Consider the following 14,922-nt stretch of genomic DNA (forward strand, 5'->3'; position numbering starts at 1 on the left):
CAATGCGTAAGTCTTTCATAGTTATCCTCGCGGTGGTGTTGGTAGCCCTTTACGCCTCAATGTTTGTGGTTCAGGAAGGCGAGCGCGGCATCGTGCTGCGTTTCAGTAAAGTCCTGCGCGACAGCGAAAACAAACCGCTGGTTTATGCACCGGGTCTGCACTTCAAGATCCCGTTTATTGAAACCGTGAAAATGCTGGATGCTCGTATCCAGACCATGGACAACCAGGCCGATCGCTTCGTGACCAGCGAGAAGAAAGACCTGATCGTCGACTCCTATCTGAAATGGCGTATCAGTGATTTCAGCCGCTACTACCTGGCCACCGGTGGTGGTGACGTTTCTCAGGCGGAACTGCTGCTGAAACGCAAGTTCAACGACCGTCTGCGTTCCGAGATTGGCCGTTTGGACGTGCGTGATATCGTGACCGACTCCCGTGGACGTCTGATGGCAGACGTGCGTGATGCGTTGAACACCGGTACCGTGGGTGACGGCGAAGAAGCCGCCGCTACCGAAGCCGATGACGCTATTGCTTCTGCTGCAGCCCGTGTTGAGCGTGAAACCAATGGCAAACAGCCAGCGGTTAACCCGAACAGCATGGCGGCACTGGGTATTGAAGTAGTGGACGTGCGTATCAAGCAGATCAACCTGCCTGCGGAAGTGTCCGATGCGATCTTCCAGCGTATGCGTGCAGAGCGTGAGGCGGTAGCCCGTCGTCACCGTTCACAAGGTAAGGAAGAGGCTGAGAAGCTCAAAGCCACCGCCGACTACGAAGTGACCCGTACCATCGCGGAAGCCGAGCGTCAGGCGCGTATCACCCGCGGTGCGGGCGATGCGGAAGCAGCTAAACTGTTTGCCGATGCCTTCAGTCAGGATCCGGATTTCTATGCCTTCATCCGTAGCCTGCGTGCTTATGAAACCAGCTTCGGCCCTGGCAACCAGGACGTGTTGGTGTTGAGCCCGGACAGCGATTTCTTCCGCTACATGAAGTCGCCGGTTGCTACGCGCAACAGATAACGTCAGCATGATGGCGATCCCCGATAGCTTTCAGGCCATGGTTTGAAACAACAGGGGTAGAACCAAGGCCCGTTTAAACGCGGGCCTTTCTTTTTTTGGGGGAAGGATGAATTCGACAATCTGGCTGGCGCTTGGGTTGGTTTTGGTGCTGGAAGGGCTGGGGCCGATGTTGTTCCCACAGGCTTGGCGTAAAATGGTTCAGACAATGTCGCAACTACCCGATGCTACGCTGCGGCGTTTTGGTGGGGGATTAGTGGTTGCAGGCTGTGTGATCTACTACATGTTGCGTGCACACACGGGGGTTTAAATTTTAGCCGAAAAAGTACGCAATCGTATGCTAAAAGTGCTGAAACTGAAGAATTAGGGTGGTAGAATCCATTTTTAAGCAACCTGGTGATTTTAAAATGGGTAAGAACGTCGTCGTACTGGGCACCCAATGGGGTGACGAAGGTAAGGGTAAGGTCGTAGACCTGCTGACTGAACGGGCTCAATATGTTGTGCGCTACCAAGGTGGCCATAACGCTGGCCACACTCTGGTTATCAACGGTGAAAAAACCGTTCTTCATTTAATTCCTTCAGGTATCCTGCGTGAAAACGTGACCAGCGTCATCGGCAACGGTGTGGTTCTGGCGCCAGACGCGTTGATGAAGGAAATGGGTGAACTCGAAGCGCGCGGCATCCCGGTACGCGAACGTCTGTTACTGTCTGAAGCCTGCCCGCTGATCCTGCCTTATCACGTCGCTCTGGATAATGCGCGTGAGAAAGCGCGTGGTGCCAAAGCCATCGGCACCACCGGCCGTGGTATCGGCCCGGCTTACGAAGACAAAGTTGCCCGTCGCGGTCTGCGCGTGGGTGACCTGTTCGATAAAGCTACCTTCGCGACCAAGCTGAAAGACATCATCGATTACCATAACTTCCAACTGGTTAACTACTACAAAGTAGAAGCCGTCGATTACCAGACCACCCTTGACTATGTGCTGTCGATTGCCGATATCCTGACCGGGATGGTAGTAGACGTCTCCGAACTGCTGGACGGTGCGCGCAAGCGTGGCGATCTGATCATGTTCGAAGGTGCACAGGGTACGCTGCTGGATATCGACCACGGTACTTATCCGTACGTGACTTCTTCCAACACCACCGCGGGTGGCGTAGCAACCGGTTCTGGCATTGGGCCACGTTACGTGGACTACGTGCTGGGCATCGTGAAAGCCTATTCTACCCGTGTAGGTGCAGGTCCGTTCCCAACCGAACTGTTCGACGAAACCGGCGAATACCTGTGCAAACAGGGTAATGAGTTTGGTGCTACCACTGGCCGTCGCCGTCGTACCGGCTGGCTGGATGCGGTTGCCGTTCGCCGTGCCGTGCAGATCAACTCCCTGTCTGGCTTCTGCCTGACCAAGCTGGACGTGCTGGACGGCCTGAAAGAAGTGAAGATCTGTGTGGGTTATCGCATGCCGGACGGCCGCGAAATGACCACCACGCCGCTGGCTGCAGAAGGTTGGGAAGGTATTGAGCCAATCTACGAAACCATGCCGGGCTGGAGCGAAACGACGTTTGGTGTGAAAGACTACAGCAAACTGCCACAGGCTGCGCTGAACTACATCAAACGCATCGAAGAGCTGACTGATGTACCGGTAGATATCATCTCTACTGGCCCAGACCGTAGCGAAACCATGATCCTGCGCGATCCGTTCGACGCATAATCTGTTTACCTACTGTCATCAAACAAACCGGGCCAAGTCCCGGTTTGTTTGCCTCATGTATCCTCCCCGATGGCGTTTTCACCTCACAAAATCCCTTCGTTGCTCCGGTTGAGAGTCACCTATGCGCTAAATAATTAGCTGCGAACTCTCCGGCTGGTTTATCATCCAATAAGATAGTAAAGAAAATCGCCGAAAATCGGCAGATACCCAGAGGTAAACGTGCAGTTAACAAGTTTTACTGACTATGGCCTACGGGCATTGATCTATATGGCATCATTGCCTGCGGACAAAATGACCAGCATCTCTGAAGTTACGGAGGTGTACGGAGTTTCCCGTAACCATATGGTAAAAATTATCAATCAGCTGAGCCGTGAAGGCTTTGTCACCGCCGTGCGGGGTAAAAACGGCGGTATACGCTTGGGTAAACCGGCTGAGAGCATCCGTATTGGCGACGTGGTGCGGGCGCTGGAGCCGCTTTCGTTGGTTAACTGCAGCGGCGATTTCTGCCATATCACCCCAGCCTGCCGTTTGAAGCAAGTGCTCCAGCAGGCGGTAAAGAATTTCCTTGAGGAGCTGGATAGTCACACATTGGCCGACATGGTCGAAGACAATTCACCGCTCTACAAGCTTTTGCTTGTCGAATAAAGCGTTACTGAGAAGACAAGGCTCAGCGACACCCTGCTGATGACAACGGAGGAACCTCAATGTCACAAGATCCATTCCTGGAACGAGAAGCAGAAAAATATGAATCCCCAATTCCTAGCCGCGAATTTATTCTGGCCCATTTGGCGAAACGTGAAACGCCGGCCAGCCGCGAAGAGTTGGGCAATGAACTGAACTTATCCGGCGAAGAAGCGCTGGAAGCCCTGCGCCGTCGCCTGCGTGCGATGGAACGTGATGGCCAGTTGGTCTTTACCCGCCGCCAGTGCTATGCCCTGCCGGAACGTCTGGACCTGCTGCGTGGCACGGTGATCGGCCACCGCGATGGCTTCGGCTTCTTGCGGGTTGAAGGGCGTAAAGACGACCTTTATCTCTCCGCCGAGCAAATGAAAATGGCCATCCACGGTGATGTGGTGTTGGCTCAACCGCTGGGCGAAGACCGCAAAGGCCGCCGCGAAGCGCGTATCGTGCGCGTCCTGGTGCCTAAAACCAGCCAGATTGTTGGTCGCTACTTCACCGATGCCGGTACCGGCTTCGTGGTGCCGGATGACGGCCGCCTGAGCTTCGATATTCTGATCCCTGCCGACTCGGTCAGCGGAGCGCGGATGGGCTTTATGGTGGTGGTCGAGCTGACCCAGCGCCCAACGCGCCGCACCAAAGCCGTGGGCAAAATCGTCGAGATCCTGGGCGATAAAATGGGCACCAGCATGGCGGTGGATATCGCATTGCGTACCCATGAGATCCCGCATACCTGGCCACCTCAGGTGGAGAAGCAGGTTGCCGACCTCAGTGAGCAGGTGCCGGAGGCCGCCAAGAAAGGGCGTGTGGATCTGCGTCACCTGCCGCTGGTCACCATTGATGGCGAAGATGCCCGCGATTTCGATGATGCCGTGTACTGCGAGAAGAAACGCGGTGGCGGCTGGCGCCTGTGGGTCGCGATTGCAGATGTCAGCTACTATGTGCGCCCTCGCACGGCGTTGGATGACGAAGCCCGTAGCCGTGGCACCTCAGTCTACTTCCCGTCGGAAGTGGTACCAATGCTGCCGGAAGTGCTTTCCAACGGCCTGTGCTCGCTCAACCCGCAGGTCGACCGCCTGTGTATGGTGAGTGAGATGACGATCTCCGCATCGGGCCGTCTGTCTTCGTTTAAATTCTACGAAGCGGTAATGAGCTCCCATGCGCGCTTAACCTACACCAAGGTCTGGCATATCTTGCAGGGCGATCAGGAGCTGCGCGAGCAGTATCATCCGTTGGTCAAACACCTGCAGGAGCTGCATGCGCTGTATAAAGTGCTGGATCAGGCTCGTGCCGAACGCGGTGGTATTGCCTTCGAAACCGAAGAAGCCAAGTTTATCTTCAACGCCGAGCGCCGTATTGAGCGCGTAGAGCCAACGGTACGTAATGACGCGCACAAACTGATCGAAGAGTGCATGATCATGGCGAACGTTGCTGCGGCGCGCTTTGTTGAGAAGCATAACGAACCTGCGCTGTTCCGCGTGCACGATCGCCCAAGCGACGATCACATTTCCGCATTGCGCAGCGTGTTGAGCGAACTGGGCCTGACCCTGGGTGGAGGCCTGAAGCCGCAGCCAAAAGATTACGCCACTTTGATGGACGAAGTATCGGAACGCCCGGACCGCGAAATGCTGCAAACCATGCTACTGCGTTCGATGAAACAGGCGATCTACGATCCGGAAAACCGTGGTCACTTCGGCCTGGCGTTGGCCTCTTATGGCCACTTTACTTCGCCGATCCGTCGTTATCCGGACCTGTCGTTGCATCGCGCCATCAAGTACGTGCTGGCGAAAGAGCAAGGTGATCAGAAAGAGCGTTGGACGCCAACCGGAGGCTGGCACAGCGATCTGGAAGAGATGCTGCAACTGGGTATGCACTGCTCGATGACCGAGCGCCGTGCCGATGAAGCTACGCGTAACGTGGCGGACTGGCTGAAGTGCGACTTTATGCAGGATCACGTCGGTGAAGTGTTCAGCGGCGTTATTGCCAGCGTCACCGGCTTTGGTTTCTTCGTCCGCCTGAGCGATCTGTTTATCGATGGTCTGGTACACGTGTCTACGCTGGATAACGATTACTATCGCTACGATAATATCGGCCAGCGTCTGATCGGCGAATCTTCCGGCATGGTCTATCGCCTGGGGGATACGGTGGAGATCCGCGTTGAGGCCGTGCATATGGACGAACGCAAGATCGACTTCGCCCTGGTTTCCAGTACCCGCAAACCGCGTGGTGAAGGCAAAACCGAGCGCGAACGTGCCAAGAATGGCGGCCAGCGTACGCTGCGCGACGGTGCCGGAGCGGGCCGTAGTCAGGCTCAACGTAAACGCCGTGGCGGCAAGACGCCTGCCAACTTTGAGCCAGACAGCGCCTTCCGTAAAAAAGAGGGGGCCAAGGCCAAACCCGCAGACAAGGTGAAGCCAGACCCGAAGGCGAAAGCGAAAACCGATCCGAAGGCGAAAGCCAAAAAAGCGTCTGACAAAACCAAAAAGATAGCGGCCGCGACCAAAGCCAAGCGTGCCAGCAAGAAGAAAGGTGCCGAGCAGGGTTAACCTGCCGCACGTTATTATCCCCGGCCGGGTCACCCCCGGCCGCACAGTTAAAAGAGCATCATGAGCGAAATTATCTACGGTATTCACGCTGTCAAAGCCCTGCTAGACAACGATCCACAACGTTTCCTGGAAGTGTTTATTCTCAAGGGGCGTGACGATCGTCGCTTGCAGCCTTTGATTGCCGAGCTGGAAGCGACCGGTATTGTGATCCAGGTGGCTAACCGCCAATGGCTGGATGAGAAGGTCGAAGGGGCCGTCCACCAGGGCATTATTGCGCGGGTGCGTGAAGGGCGGAAATATCAGGAGAACGATCTGCCTGGGCTGCTGGAAAGCGTTGAAACACCATTCCTGCTGGTGCTGGATGGCGTTACCGATCCCCATAACCTGGGGGCTTGTCTGCGTAGTGCCGATGCTGCCGGTGTCCATGCGGTGATCGTCCCACGCGATCGCTCAGCTCAACTGAACGCAACGGCGAAGAAAGTGGCCTGTGGTGCGGCCGAGAACGTCCCACTGATCACCGTCACCAACCTGGCTCGTACCCTGCGTTTGCTGCAAGAGATGAATATCTGGATCGTGGGCACGGCGGGTGAAGCCGACCACACGCTGTATCAAAGCAAAATGACCGGCCCGATGGCGCTGGTGATGGGCGCGGAAGGTGAAGGTATGCGTCGTTTGACCCGTGAACATTGCGACGAACTGATCAGCATTCCGATGGCCGGTACGGTTTCCTCGTTGAACGTCTCGGTAGCGACCGGTGTCTGTCTGTTTGAAGCGGTGCGTCAGCGCAGCTGATGATTTAATAGGGGTGAAACCTGTCACCCCTACCTCTAATCTCCTATCTTGTGATCCCGCCAGCGGCAGAAATCCGGCTAATGACCATAATTACCCCTGAAGCGTTAATCAGGGAGCAAGCTCATGGTCTGGACTACGCATACCGTCTTTAACCAACCCAAGCCCTTGGGGAACAGCAACCTTTTCCTGTCAGATACGCCGCTGCGTGAAGCGTTGCAGCGCGAGTTGGCGGGTTGGGATAGCGATGTTCTGGCCTCGCTTGGGCAACAGTTAGGCACACAGGAGTCACTGGAGTTGGGGCGGCTGGCCAATACCAACCCACCGGAGTTGCTGCGCTATGACGCCACCGGGCAACGCCTGGACGACGTGCGCTTTCATCCAGCCTGGCACATCATGATGCAGGGATTGGTCGCTAACCGGGTGCATAACCTGCCGTGGCAAGAAGATGCCCGTAATGGCTCCTTGGTGGCCCGTGCCGCCCGCTTTATGTTGCATGCTCAGGTGGAGGCCGGCACGCTTTGCCCAATCACCATGACCTTTGGTGCTATCCCACTGCTACAGCGTTCCCTGCCAAAAGAGTATCAATCCTGGTTATCCCCGTTACTTTCCGATCGTTATGATCCTCATCTGCTGCCTGGTGCACAAAAGCGCGGGCTGTTGATCGGTATGGGGATGACGGAAAAGCAGGGTGGCTCGGACGTGCTGAGTAATACCACCACCGCCGTACCGCTCGCTAGTCGAGGCAATGGAGAGGCCTATCGCCTGGTGGGCCATAAATGGTTCTTTTCGGTGCCGCAAAGCGATGCGCATCTTGTATTGGCACAGGCGGAGGGAGGGCTTTCCTGTTTCTTCCTGCCCCGGCTCCTGCCAGACGGTACCCGTAACGCCATCCGTCTGGAGCGGCTTAAAGACAAGCTGGGTAACCGTTCCAATGCCAGTAGCGAAGCCGAGTTTCAGGACGCAACGGCCTGGTTATTGGGCGATGAAGGGGATGGTGTCAGGCAAATCCTCAAGATGGGGGGGATGACCCGCTTCGATTGCGCTTTGGGTAGCCATGGGCTGATGCGCCGCGGCCTTTCGGTGGCGCTGTACCATGCTCTGCAACGGCAGGCGTTTGGTAAATGTCTTATTGAACAGCCGTTGATGCGGCAGGTGTTGGCCCGTATGGCATTACGGCTTGAGGGGCATATCGCTTTGCTGCTCCGTTTGGCGCGAGCCTGGGAAAGCCGGGGGGATGAAGGCGAAGTGGTCTACAGCCGCTTACTGACCCCGGCGGCAAAATACAGTATCTGTCATCAAGGCGCGGCATTTATCGGGGAAGCCATGGAGGTGCTGGGAGGGATCGGCTATTGCGAAGACAGCGAGCTGCCGCGTCTGTATCGAGAAGCACCGGTAAACAGCATTTGGGAAGGCTCGGGCAACATCATGTGCCTGGATGTGATGCGCAGCCTGCATAAGTTGCCTGGTGCGTTGGAGTTGCTGCAACAGGAGTTGCTACCGGTACGCGGGCAGAACCGGTTGTTCGATCGCGCCTGGCGGCAATGGCAACAGCGTATGCGTCAGCCACGTGAAGAAATGGGGCGCTTGTTAACCCAGCAGTTATTCGATCTGTGCTGTGCCGCCCAACTTCTGCAGCATGCCAGCCCGCCCATTGGGGAAGCCTGGTGCCACTTAACGCTGGATTATCGTGGAGATAGAGTGCTGCCTGCCGAGGTGTGCGATACGCTGCTCCAGCGGGCTATGGGGGGATAAACAGGAACTCGGGGCTTATAGCCTAGAGGTAAATGCCATCAGATAATAGGCTGATGGCATTGGATGTATAATTTCCTGCCTGATTTCAGCTCGAGTGATTAATTATAGAAATATCCCGCATGATATTAATTTCGTGTGAGCGCCCAAGATGTATTCTGCTGTAATTTTAAGGATGATTCTCGTTAATGCATGGGATATACCCTTTTTTGGGTTCTGCTTAACTAATTGGCTGAGTGGGTAACGGGTTGTATGTTACATTTTTAATGTAATGGAGATTAAGCACGGCTCGTGAGTGCCAATCTGCGCTAATTATTTATTTGGGAAAGTCTTTTTTATGGCGGCTTGTTCAGGTCAATCCACTGGCTTTCCTATTTTTTAAAAGGAATTAACAGCATGACATATAGTTATCATTCATCCACAACCGATTTATCGGCACGTAAAGAAAAGAGCAATTCATCTTTGCGGATGACCCTTTCGCCACTCTACTTTGCCGGGCTGCTGGCTTTTGGCTGCGTTTCCGTGGCTAATGCGGCAATCGTTGCCGATGCCGGGCAGGCCTCTAGCCCTGCGGTTAATGCCGGGGCGAATGGTTCGACCGTGGTGAATATCAACGCTGCGGGTAAAGGGGGTGTTTCACATAATATCTTCAACCAGTTCAATGTTGATAAAAACGGCGTTGTACTGAATAACAGCGTCGACGGGGCGAATAGCCAACTGGCGGGGAGTCTTGCGGGTAATGCGAATTTAAGCGGTGGAGCAGCCTCGGTGATCCTTAATGAGGTCAACTCTAATCGGGCCAGCGTGTTAAATGGCATGGTGGAGGTTGCAGGCCAGCAGGCTCAGGTCATTATTGCCAACCCGGCAGGTATTACCTGTAGCGGATGCGGGTTTATTAATGCTGGCAGAGCAACGCTGACCACCGGTAGTGCCCAGATTGTCGATGGTGCCATACAGGGATATAAAACGGAGAAGGGCAGCATTGTTATTAATGGCAATGGCCTGAACAGCGGCGACAGTAATTATACCGATCTGATTGCCCGCTCGGTGGCGATTAATGCCGGTGTCTGGGCCAAGGATTTGAAAGTGACCACTGGCCGTAATAACGTCAATGCGGACAATACCCAGGCGACTGCGCTGGCCTCGGCGTTGGGCAGACCTGGTGTCGGGATTGACGTTGCTGCTTTGGGGGGGATGTATGCCGGCAAGATCACCCTGGTGGGGACAGAAAGCGGAGTGGGCGTTCGTAATGCCGGTACCATCGCGGCTTCCACCTCAGACCTGGTGATGGACGTTAATGGTGTGCTGGATAACCGTTCAGGGACCCTATCCGCCGCACACGCCAACAAACTGAACACCGCAGGCACTATTAATAATACCAGGGGGAAAATCACCGGAGGGAACGGCGGTATCACTATCGATACTCATAAAAACCGCCTTACCAATACCAACGGCAACATAGCCGCTATCGGCTCTGTGAGCATCAATAGTGGGCAATTGAACAATACCAACGGTAGGGTGCAATCCAGTTCACAGGTCACTATCGATACGCATGGGCAGTTGCTGACCAATACTGGCCGCAATAACGATACCGGCATTTACAGCACCTTGGGTATGACCCTAAAAACGGGTCAGTTGAACAATAACAATGGCCTGATCACCACCAGTGGTAACTCCACTATCATCAGCGGTGCGCTGGATAACCGTAATGGGCAGATTTTTGCCTTTGGCTCTTCATTGTCCGATCTGTCGATGACCGTTGGCGGCACGCTTGATAACCGTGGCGGCGAAATAGCGGCTCAACATCATGTCAATCTGTCTACCAGCAGTACGTTGAACAATAGCGCTAACGGCAAAATGAGCGCGGGTGACGATTTTAAGCTGACGACAAACAAAGCTGCGCTCAATAACACCAACGGCTTGATTGAGTCGGCTGGGGTGTTGGATATCAACAGTGGGCTACTGACCAATAGAACCGGTAGTCTGCAAGCGACCAAGATGCTGAACGTAAACACCAATGGCAGTAACCTGCTTAACGAGAGTGGGCAGATCTCTGCAATGGGGGATATCCAGCTCGCCAATATCAACGCCATGGACAACCGGGATGGCAGTGTTAGCGGTGAGGGTAAGCTGCTGCTGCGAGCAAACAGCCTGGATAACCGCACGGGTGGGTTAACCCTGGACAAGGGCAATGACGTTCGCGTCAACAATGCCCTTAATAACAACTATGGCGTGATCCGTAGCGCGCTGGGTAGCACAGAGGTGTACGCCAGCACGGTCAACAACAATGCGGGCTTGTTGGCGGGGCAGGAAGTTCATGTGCATACCGACACATTGCGCAATGACGAAGGTCTGATTTTTGCCGATAAGACGGCAGAAATAAAGGCGGTGACTCTCTATAACCGTAATGGTGAGAATTTTGGTCGAGTGATGGGCGTGCATATCGATATGCCGGAAGATACTCAGGGGGGCATTATCAGCATGGGCGATCTGAGCATGGCCGGTAACCGGGTGTATAACAGTCGGGGTCTGATTGCTGCCAGCGGCGGCAACTTGAACATGCAGTATGCTGGCAACGTGGATAACAACCGCGGCACCCTTTCAAGTGTGGCTTCTCTGTCACTGCTGGCTAACCGCCTGGATAACGGCAATGGCACGATATCTTCTACAGGTAGCAGTAGCGTAGAAGTGACTTCAGCCTTTACCAACAGCGGCTTGGTCCATGGTAAAGAAGGGCTGGGTATTCGCGTCAATGGGGCATTGACCAACAGCGGTCAATTATGGTCCGACAAGATCACCACGATCAACAGCCAGAATCTTACTAACCGGCGTGGCGCGGTGATCGGCGGCCTGGAAGGTGTGAAACTGAACCTGACGGGCAGATACACCAATAACGGTGATGTAACTGGGCCGGTAATCAAAGAGTAATCGCGAAAATCTCTTCTACGGGTGCCTATTCAGGCACCCGTTTTTACTTATCTCTCAGAGCCAGCGCTACCGATAAAGTATCGCCTGTGAATACCACTGGCCAGGCACGATGGTTTCGCTGTTCATGATGATCATGTAATAGCGTGCCCCGCTGGCGTTAGCTTTGCGCTGGATCTCGGCTTCCACGTTCATCGGGCTGCCATGCACCAGTGCGCTGATCGTTGCCATCTTCTCCAACTCGGTGGTTTGGGCACGAGTGATCTCCTGTGCCTGAGTGGTAGGCGGCGGCGGGGGCTTGGGCGTGGTTTTAAATACGCTGCATCCAGACAGCAAGCTAAACAGTAATAGGGTGATCAAGGGACGAGAAAGAGTCATGGCTGGCCTCATTACTATTTAGCATAGAGTAGAATGGGTTGAACTAAGGTTACGGGCCGATTTTTGCCATCATAGTGAAGATTAGCCACAGGGGGAATACATGATCGAGATCCATGATGAGCGGGTGAGTGACGTTGCGGTGATCCATGCGGTACCGGCCGGGTGCTACGAGCAGCCGTTACCTACGATCTTTTTCTATCACGGTTATACCTCATCGAAAGAGGTGTACGCCTATTTTGCCTATGCGCTGGCCAAGGTCGGTTTCCGGGTGGTGCTGCCCGATTGTGCGATGCACGGTGAGCGGTTTGATGGTGATGAAGCACGGCGGCTGGCGTATTTCTGGGAAATCCTCAAAAGTAACGTCGATGAGTTACCCGCGCTCAAAACGCACTTTGAGCAGCGTGGACTAATTGCCGGGGATCGCATTGGCGTGGCGGGCGCTTCTATGGGGGGCATGACCACTTTGGGTGCCTTTATCCGTTACCCTTGGGTGAAAGCGGCCGCCAGCCTGATGGGGTCGGGCTACTTTACCTCGCTGGCGCAGACGCTGTATCCGCCATTGGATGCGCAGGGCCAGCCGCTGGATCCGTCCGCGCTCAAGGCACGCCTTGCGCCCTTGGCCTCTTATGAGGTTGAACAGCATTGGGAGAGTTTTGCTGGGCGGCCACTGCTGTTATGGCATGGTGAAACCGATGATGTGGTGCCAGCGTTGGAGAGTGAGCGCTTGGCCGGTGAGTTACGTCAGCGCGGCCTGGATCGGAGGTTGACCTACCTCACTGAAGCGGAAGTACGCCATCGCATTACTCCTGGCGCGTTGAACGCTACCGCCGCTTTCTTCCAGGATTCACTGTAAAAAGCCCCCGAGGGAGGGGGCAAGGTATGGCTGTTACTGATTGACCGCCTCTTGGTGCGGCTGGGCTCCCTGGCGCTGCATTTTCGGTTAGCGATAAAGCTCTGCGCTGACGTGGATAGACGCGGTACTGCCTGGCTCATGTAGCGCAACAATCCGGTAAGCTGTGGCACCGCGTTGATCGGCAATCTTGTTGATTTGTGACGTCGCATCGTCGGGTGAAACCACTTCCTGAGTCAGGCTGACGAAGCCAATGCTTTGGCGTTCTGCGGCCTGGTGTGCGGTGATTTCAGTGGCGGCCATGGCGTTGGCGGAAAACAGCAACGCGATAGCGGTAGCGATGGTGATACGTTTCATAGGCACCTCTCTTAACTCTTTGCTACAGCGGCGTGTCGCTGGGTCCGCCTCCGATATACTGCCCATTAAGCAAAAAGTTATTTATCAGTATTGAATAACTGCAACCCTTTATCGCTGCGCTTTCTGCGGCGGATAATTTAACTTTAGTCCGATAGTCAGGATTAAAAAGGGGGAGATTTTGATGGCTTTATTCAAAAAAAATGATAATGATTTCCAGTGGGCTGATGATTTTGTTGCAGGATTTTTAAAACCTATGGATCGGCATACATCGCTTTCTCTGCCAGCAAATCGTGCTATTTCTCGTGGCCTTACGCATAAACCTCAATAAATCCTACTCAGTCCTTGAGTTCCCCCCCTTGCGCCGGTATGATTACGCGTCATTTTTCAGCCGCACACATACACACGTTCCTTGCTTCCATGGGCCGCGGTTGACCCTGACAGGAGGCTGAATAATCCGTAAGGAGCAATTCGATGCGTCATTACGAAATCGTTTTTATGGTCCATCCTGACCAAAGCGAACAGGTTCCGGGCATGATCGAGCGTTACAGTGCTACCATCACTAACGCGCAAGGTCAGATTCACCGTCTGGAAGACTGGGGCCGCCGTCAACTGGCTTACCCGATCAATAAACTGCACAAAGCCCACTACGTTCTGCTGAACGTTGAAGCTCCGCAGGAAGCGATCGATGAGCTGGAAACTAACTTCCGCTTCAACGACGCCGTTATCCGTAGCATGGTTATGCGCGTTAAGCACGCGGTAACTGAAGCATCTCCGATGGTTAAAGCGAAAGACGAACGTCGTGGCGATCGCCGCGAAGACTTCGCTAACGAAACCGCAGATGATGCAGATGCTGGGGATTCTGAAGAGTAATTGCTGTCGTGACGGCTAATCGTCTGGTGTTGTCTGGCACAGTGTGCAAGACGCCGGTGCGAAAAGTGAGTCCTTCCGGGATACCCCACTGCCAGTTTGTGCTTGAGCACCGATCGTCGCAGATGGAAGCCGGATTCAGCAGGCAAGCATGGTGCCGAATGCCCGTGGTTGTCAGCGGACAACAGTCACAAGCTTTAACTCAAAGATTAACGGTCGGCAGTCAGGTTACCGTTCAAGGCTTCGTTAGCTGCCATCAAGGGCGCAACGGGCTGAACAAATTGGTCCTGCATGCCGAGCAGATTGAATTGATAGATTCTGGAGACTAGCCAAATGGCACGTTATTTCCGTCGTCGCAAGTTCTGCCGTTTCACCGCGGAAGGCGTTCAAGAGATTGACTATAAAGACATCGCTACGCTGAAAAACTACATCACTGAAAGTGGTAAAATTGTCCCGAGCCGTATCACCGGTACTCGTGCAAAATATCAGCGCCAGCTGGCCCGTGCTATCAAGCGCGCGCGCTACCTGTCTTTGTTGCCGTACACTGATCGTCATCAGTAATCGGCCACTGTCCATTAACGACTTTGAGAGGATAAGGTAATGCAAGTTATTCTGCTTGATAAAGTAGCAAACCTGGGCAGCCTGGGTGATCAGGTTAACGTTAAAGCGGGTTATGCCCGTAACTTCCTGGTACCACAGGGCAAAGCTGTTCCTGCTACCAAGAAAAACGTAGAGTTCTTCGAAGCACGCCGTGCTGAACTGGAAGCCAAACTGGCTGACGTTCTGGCTGCTGCTGAAGCTCGCGCAACCAAGATCAACGAACTGGGTTCAGTCACCATCGCGTCTAAATCAGGCGACGAAGGTAAACTGTTCGGCTCTATCGGCACCCGCGACATCGCTGACGCAGTCACTGCGGCAGGCGTTGAAGTTGCCAAGAGCGAAGTTCGTCTGCCGAACGGCGTTCTGCGTACCACTGGTGAGCACGAAGTGCACTTCCAGGTACACAGCGACGTGTTCGCACAGCTGAATGTAGTTGTGGTTGCTGAAGCTTAATCGGCTTTAGT

16 protein-coding genes are annotated in these 14,922 nt (G+C 54.4%); 14 read left to right on the forward strand and 2 right to left on the reverse strand.

Annotated elements, in window-relative coordinates:
• Positions 1-2: 2 nt before the first annotated feature.
• The 8 genes from hflC (at position 3) to KGP17_RS01995 (ending at position 11,409) form a co-directional block, all read left to right on the forward strand.
• Positions 3-1,013, forward strand: a complete 1,011-nt coding sequence (gene hflC / locus KGP17_RS01960; RefSeq protein ID WP_021807553.1) for a protease modulator HflC — start codon at positions 3-5, stop codon at positions 1,011-1,013.
• A gap of 106 nt (positions 1,014-1,119) precedes the next feature.
• Positions 1,120-1,320, forward strand: coding sequence for a DUF2065 domain-containing protein (locus KGP17_RS01965; protein WP_021179005.1), 201 nt, complete (start codon positions 1,120-1,122; stop codon positions 1,318-1,320).
• Positions 1,321-1,417: 97 nt separating this feature from the next.
• Complete coding sequence (locus tag KGP17_RS01970) at positions 1,418-2,716, forward strand: adenylosuccinate synthase (RefSeq protein ID WP_024483338.1); 1,299 nt, start codon at positions 1,418-1,420, stop codon at positions 2,714-2,716.
• Between the two features lie 219 nt (positions 2,717-2,935).
• Positions 2,936-3,361, forward strand: a complete 426-nt coding sequence (nsrR, locus tag KGP17_RS01975; protein WP_037376535.1) for a nitric oxide-sensing transcriptional repressor NsrR — start codon at positions 2,936-2,938, stop codon at positions 3,359-3,361.
• Positions 3,362-3,420: 59 nt separating this feature from the next.
• Positions 3,421-5,940, forward strand: coding sequence for a ribonuclease R (gene rnr, locus KGP17_RS01980; protein WP_094982807.1), 2,520 nt, complete (start codon positions 3,421-3,423; stop codon positions 5,938-5,940).
• A gap of 60 nt (positions 5,941-6,000) precedes the next feature.
• Complete coding sequence (gene rlmB / locus KGP17_RS01985; RefSeq protein WP_021179009.1) at positions 6,001-6,732, forward strand: 23S rRNA (guanosine(2251)-2'-O)-methyltransferase RlmB; 732 nt, start codon at positions 6,001-6,003, stop codon at positions 6,730-6,732.
• 123 nt (positions 6,733-6,855) lie between these two features.
• Entirely contained in the window at positions 6,856-8,484 is a 1,629-nt protein-coding gene (locus tag KGP17_RS01990; RefSeq protein WP_223498757.1) for an isovaleryl-CoA dehydrogenase, read from the forward strand.
• Between the two features lie 393 nt (positions 8,485-8,877).
• Complete coding sequence (locus KGP17_RS01995; protein ID WP_223498758.1) at positions 8,878-11,409, forward strand: filamentous hemagglutinin N-terminal domain-containing protein; 2,532 nt, start codon at positions 8,878-8,880, stop codon at positions 11,407-11,409.
• A 66-nt stretch (positions 11,410-11,475) separates the two neighbouring features.
• Here KGP17_RS01995 and bsmA read toward each other — a convergent pair whose 3' ends face one another.
• Positions 11,476-11,784 (reverse strand): biofilm peroxide resistance protein BsmA, encoded by a 309-nt coding sequence (bsmA, locus tag KGP17_RS02000; RefSeq protein ID WP_094982804.1) that lies wholly within the window; start codon positions 11,782-11,784, stop codon positions 11,476-11,478.
• Positions 11,785-11,884: 100 nt separating this feature from the next.
• On the opposite strand from bsmA, the gene yjfP reads away from it, so the two are divergent.
• Positions 11,885-12,637, forward strand: coding sequence for an esterase (gene yjfP / locus KGP17_RS02005; protein WP_223498759.1), 753 nt, complete (start codon positions 11,885-11,887; stop codon positions 12,635-12,637).
• An 87-nt stretch (positions 12,638-12,724) separates the two neighbouring features.
• On the opposite strand, the gene KGP17_RS02010 is transcribed toward yjfP, so the two are convergent.
• Positions 12,725-12,991, reverse strand: coding sequence for a DUF1471 domain-containing protein (locus KGP17_RS02010; protein ID WP_071682913.1), 267 nt, complete (start codon positions 12,989-12,991; stop codon positions 12,725-12,727).
• Between the two features lie 181 nt (positions 12,992-13,172).
• On the opposite strand from KGP17_RS02010, the gene KGP17_RS02015 reads away from it, so the two are divergent.
• The 5 genes from KGP17_RS02015 (at position 13,173) to rplI (ending at position 14,911) form a co-directional block, all read left to right on the forward strand.
• A complete protein-coding gene (locus KGP17_RS02015; RefSeq protein ID WP_223498760.1) occupies positions 13,173-13,319 on the forward strand; it encodes a hypothetical protein in 147 nt (48 codons plus the stop codon).
• A gap of 143 nt (positions 13,320-13,462) precedes the next feature.
• Positions 13,463-13,861: a 30S ribosomal protein S6 gene (gene rpsF, locus KGP17_RS02020; RefSeq protein ID WP_004933634.1), complete on the forward strand. Its 399-nt coding sequence runs from the start codon at positions 13,463-13,465 to the stop codon at positions 13,859-13,861.
• Between the two features lie 8 nt (positions 13,862-13,869).
• A complete protein-coding gene (priB, locus tag KGP17_RS02025) occupies positions 13,870-14,187 on the forward strand; it encodes a primosomal replication protein N (RefSeq protein WP_065684090.1) in 318 nt (105 codons plus the stop codon).
• Positions 14,188-14,191: 4 nt separating this feature from the next.
• The gene (gene rpsR, locus KGP17_RS02030; protein WP_000135199.1) at positions 14,192-14,419 is read left to right on the forward strand and encodes a 30S ribosomal protein S18; all 228 of its coding nucleotides are present in this window, start codon (positions 14,192-14,194) and stop codon (positions 14,417-14,419) included.
• A 39-nt stretch (positions 14,420-14,458) separates the two neighbouring features.
• Entirely contained in the window at positions 14,459-14,911 is a 453-nt protein-coding gene (rplI, locus tag KGP17_RS02035) for a 50S ribosomal protein L9 (RefSeq protein WP_004933629.1), read from the forward strand.
• Positions 14,912-14,922: the final 11 nt, after the last annotated feature.

The organism is Serratia sp. JSRIV001, assembly GCF_019968745.1.
GTDB lineage: Bacteria > Pseudomonadota > Gammaproteobacteria > Enterobacterales > Enterobacteriaceae > Chania > Chania fonticola_B.

Excerpts from the sequence above, each read along its gene's own strand:
- hflC (WP_021807553.1), top strand. The coding sequence starts at position 3 with ATGCGTAAGTCTTTCATAGTTATCCTCGCGGTGGTGTTGGTAGCCCTT.
- KGP17_RS01965 (WP_021179005.1), top strand. The coding sequence starts at position 1,120 with ATGAATTCGACAATCTGGCTGGCGCTTGGGTTGGTTTTGGTGCTGGAA.
- KGP17_RS01970 (WP_024483338.1), top strand. The coding sequence starts at position 1,418 with ATGGGTAAGAACGTCGTCGTACTGGGCACCCAATGGGGTGACGAAGGT.
- rnr (WP_094982807.1), top strand. The coding sequence starts at position 3,421 with ATGTCACAAGATCCATTCCTGGAACGAGAAGCAGAAAAATATGAATCC.
- rlmB (WP_021179009.1), top strand. The coding sequence starts at position 6,001 with ATGAGCGAAATTATCTACGGTATTCACGCTGTCAAAGCCCTGCTAGAC.
- KGP17_RS01990 (WP_223498757.1), top strand. The coding sequence starts at position 6,856 with ATGGTCTGGACTACGCATACCGTCTTTAACCAACCCAAGCCCTTGGGG.
- KGP17_RS01995 (WP_223498758.1), top strand. The coding sequence starts at position 8,878 with ATGACATATAGTTATCATTCATCCACAACCGATTTATCGGCACGTAAA.
- bsmA (WP_094982804.1), bottom strand. The coding sequence starts at position 11,784 with ATGACTCTTTCTCGTCCCTTGATCACCCTATTACTGTTTAGCTTGCTG.
- yjfP (WP_223498759.1), top strand. The coding sequence starts at position 11,885 with ATGATCGAGATCCATGATGAGCGGGTGAGTGACGTTGCGGTGATCCAT.
- KGP17_RS02010 (WP_071682913.1), bottom strand. The coding sequence starts at position 12,991 with ATGAAACGTATCACCATCGCTACCGCTATCGCGTTGCTGTTTTCCGCC.
- KGP17_RS02015 (WP_223498760.1), top strand. The coding sequence starts at position 13,173 with ATGGCTTTATTCAAAAAAAATGATAATGATTTCCAGTGGGCTGATGAT.
- rpsF (WP_004933634.1), top strand. The coding sequence starts at position 13,463 with ATGCGTCATTACGAAATCGTTTTTATGGTCCATCCTGACCAAAGCGAA.
- rpsR (WP_000135199.1), top strand. The coding sequence starts at position 14,192 with ATGGCACGTTATTTCCGTCGTCGCAAGTTCTGCCGTTTCACCGCGGAA.
- rplI (WP_004933629.1), top strand. The coding sequence starts at position 14,459 with ATGCAAGTTATTCTGCTTGATAAAGTAGCAAACCTGGGCAGCCTGGGT.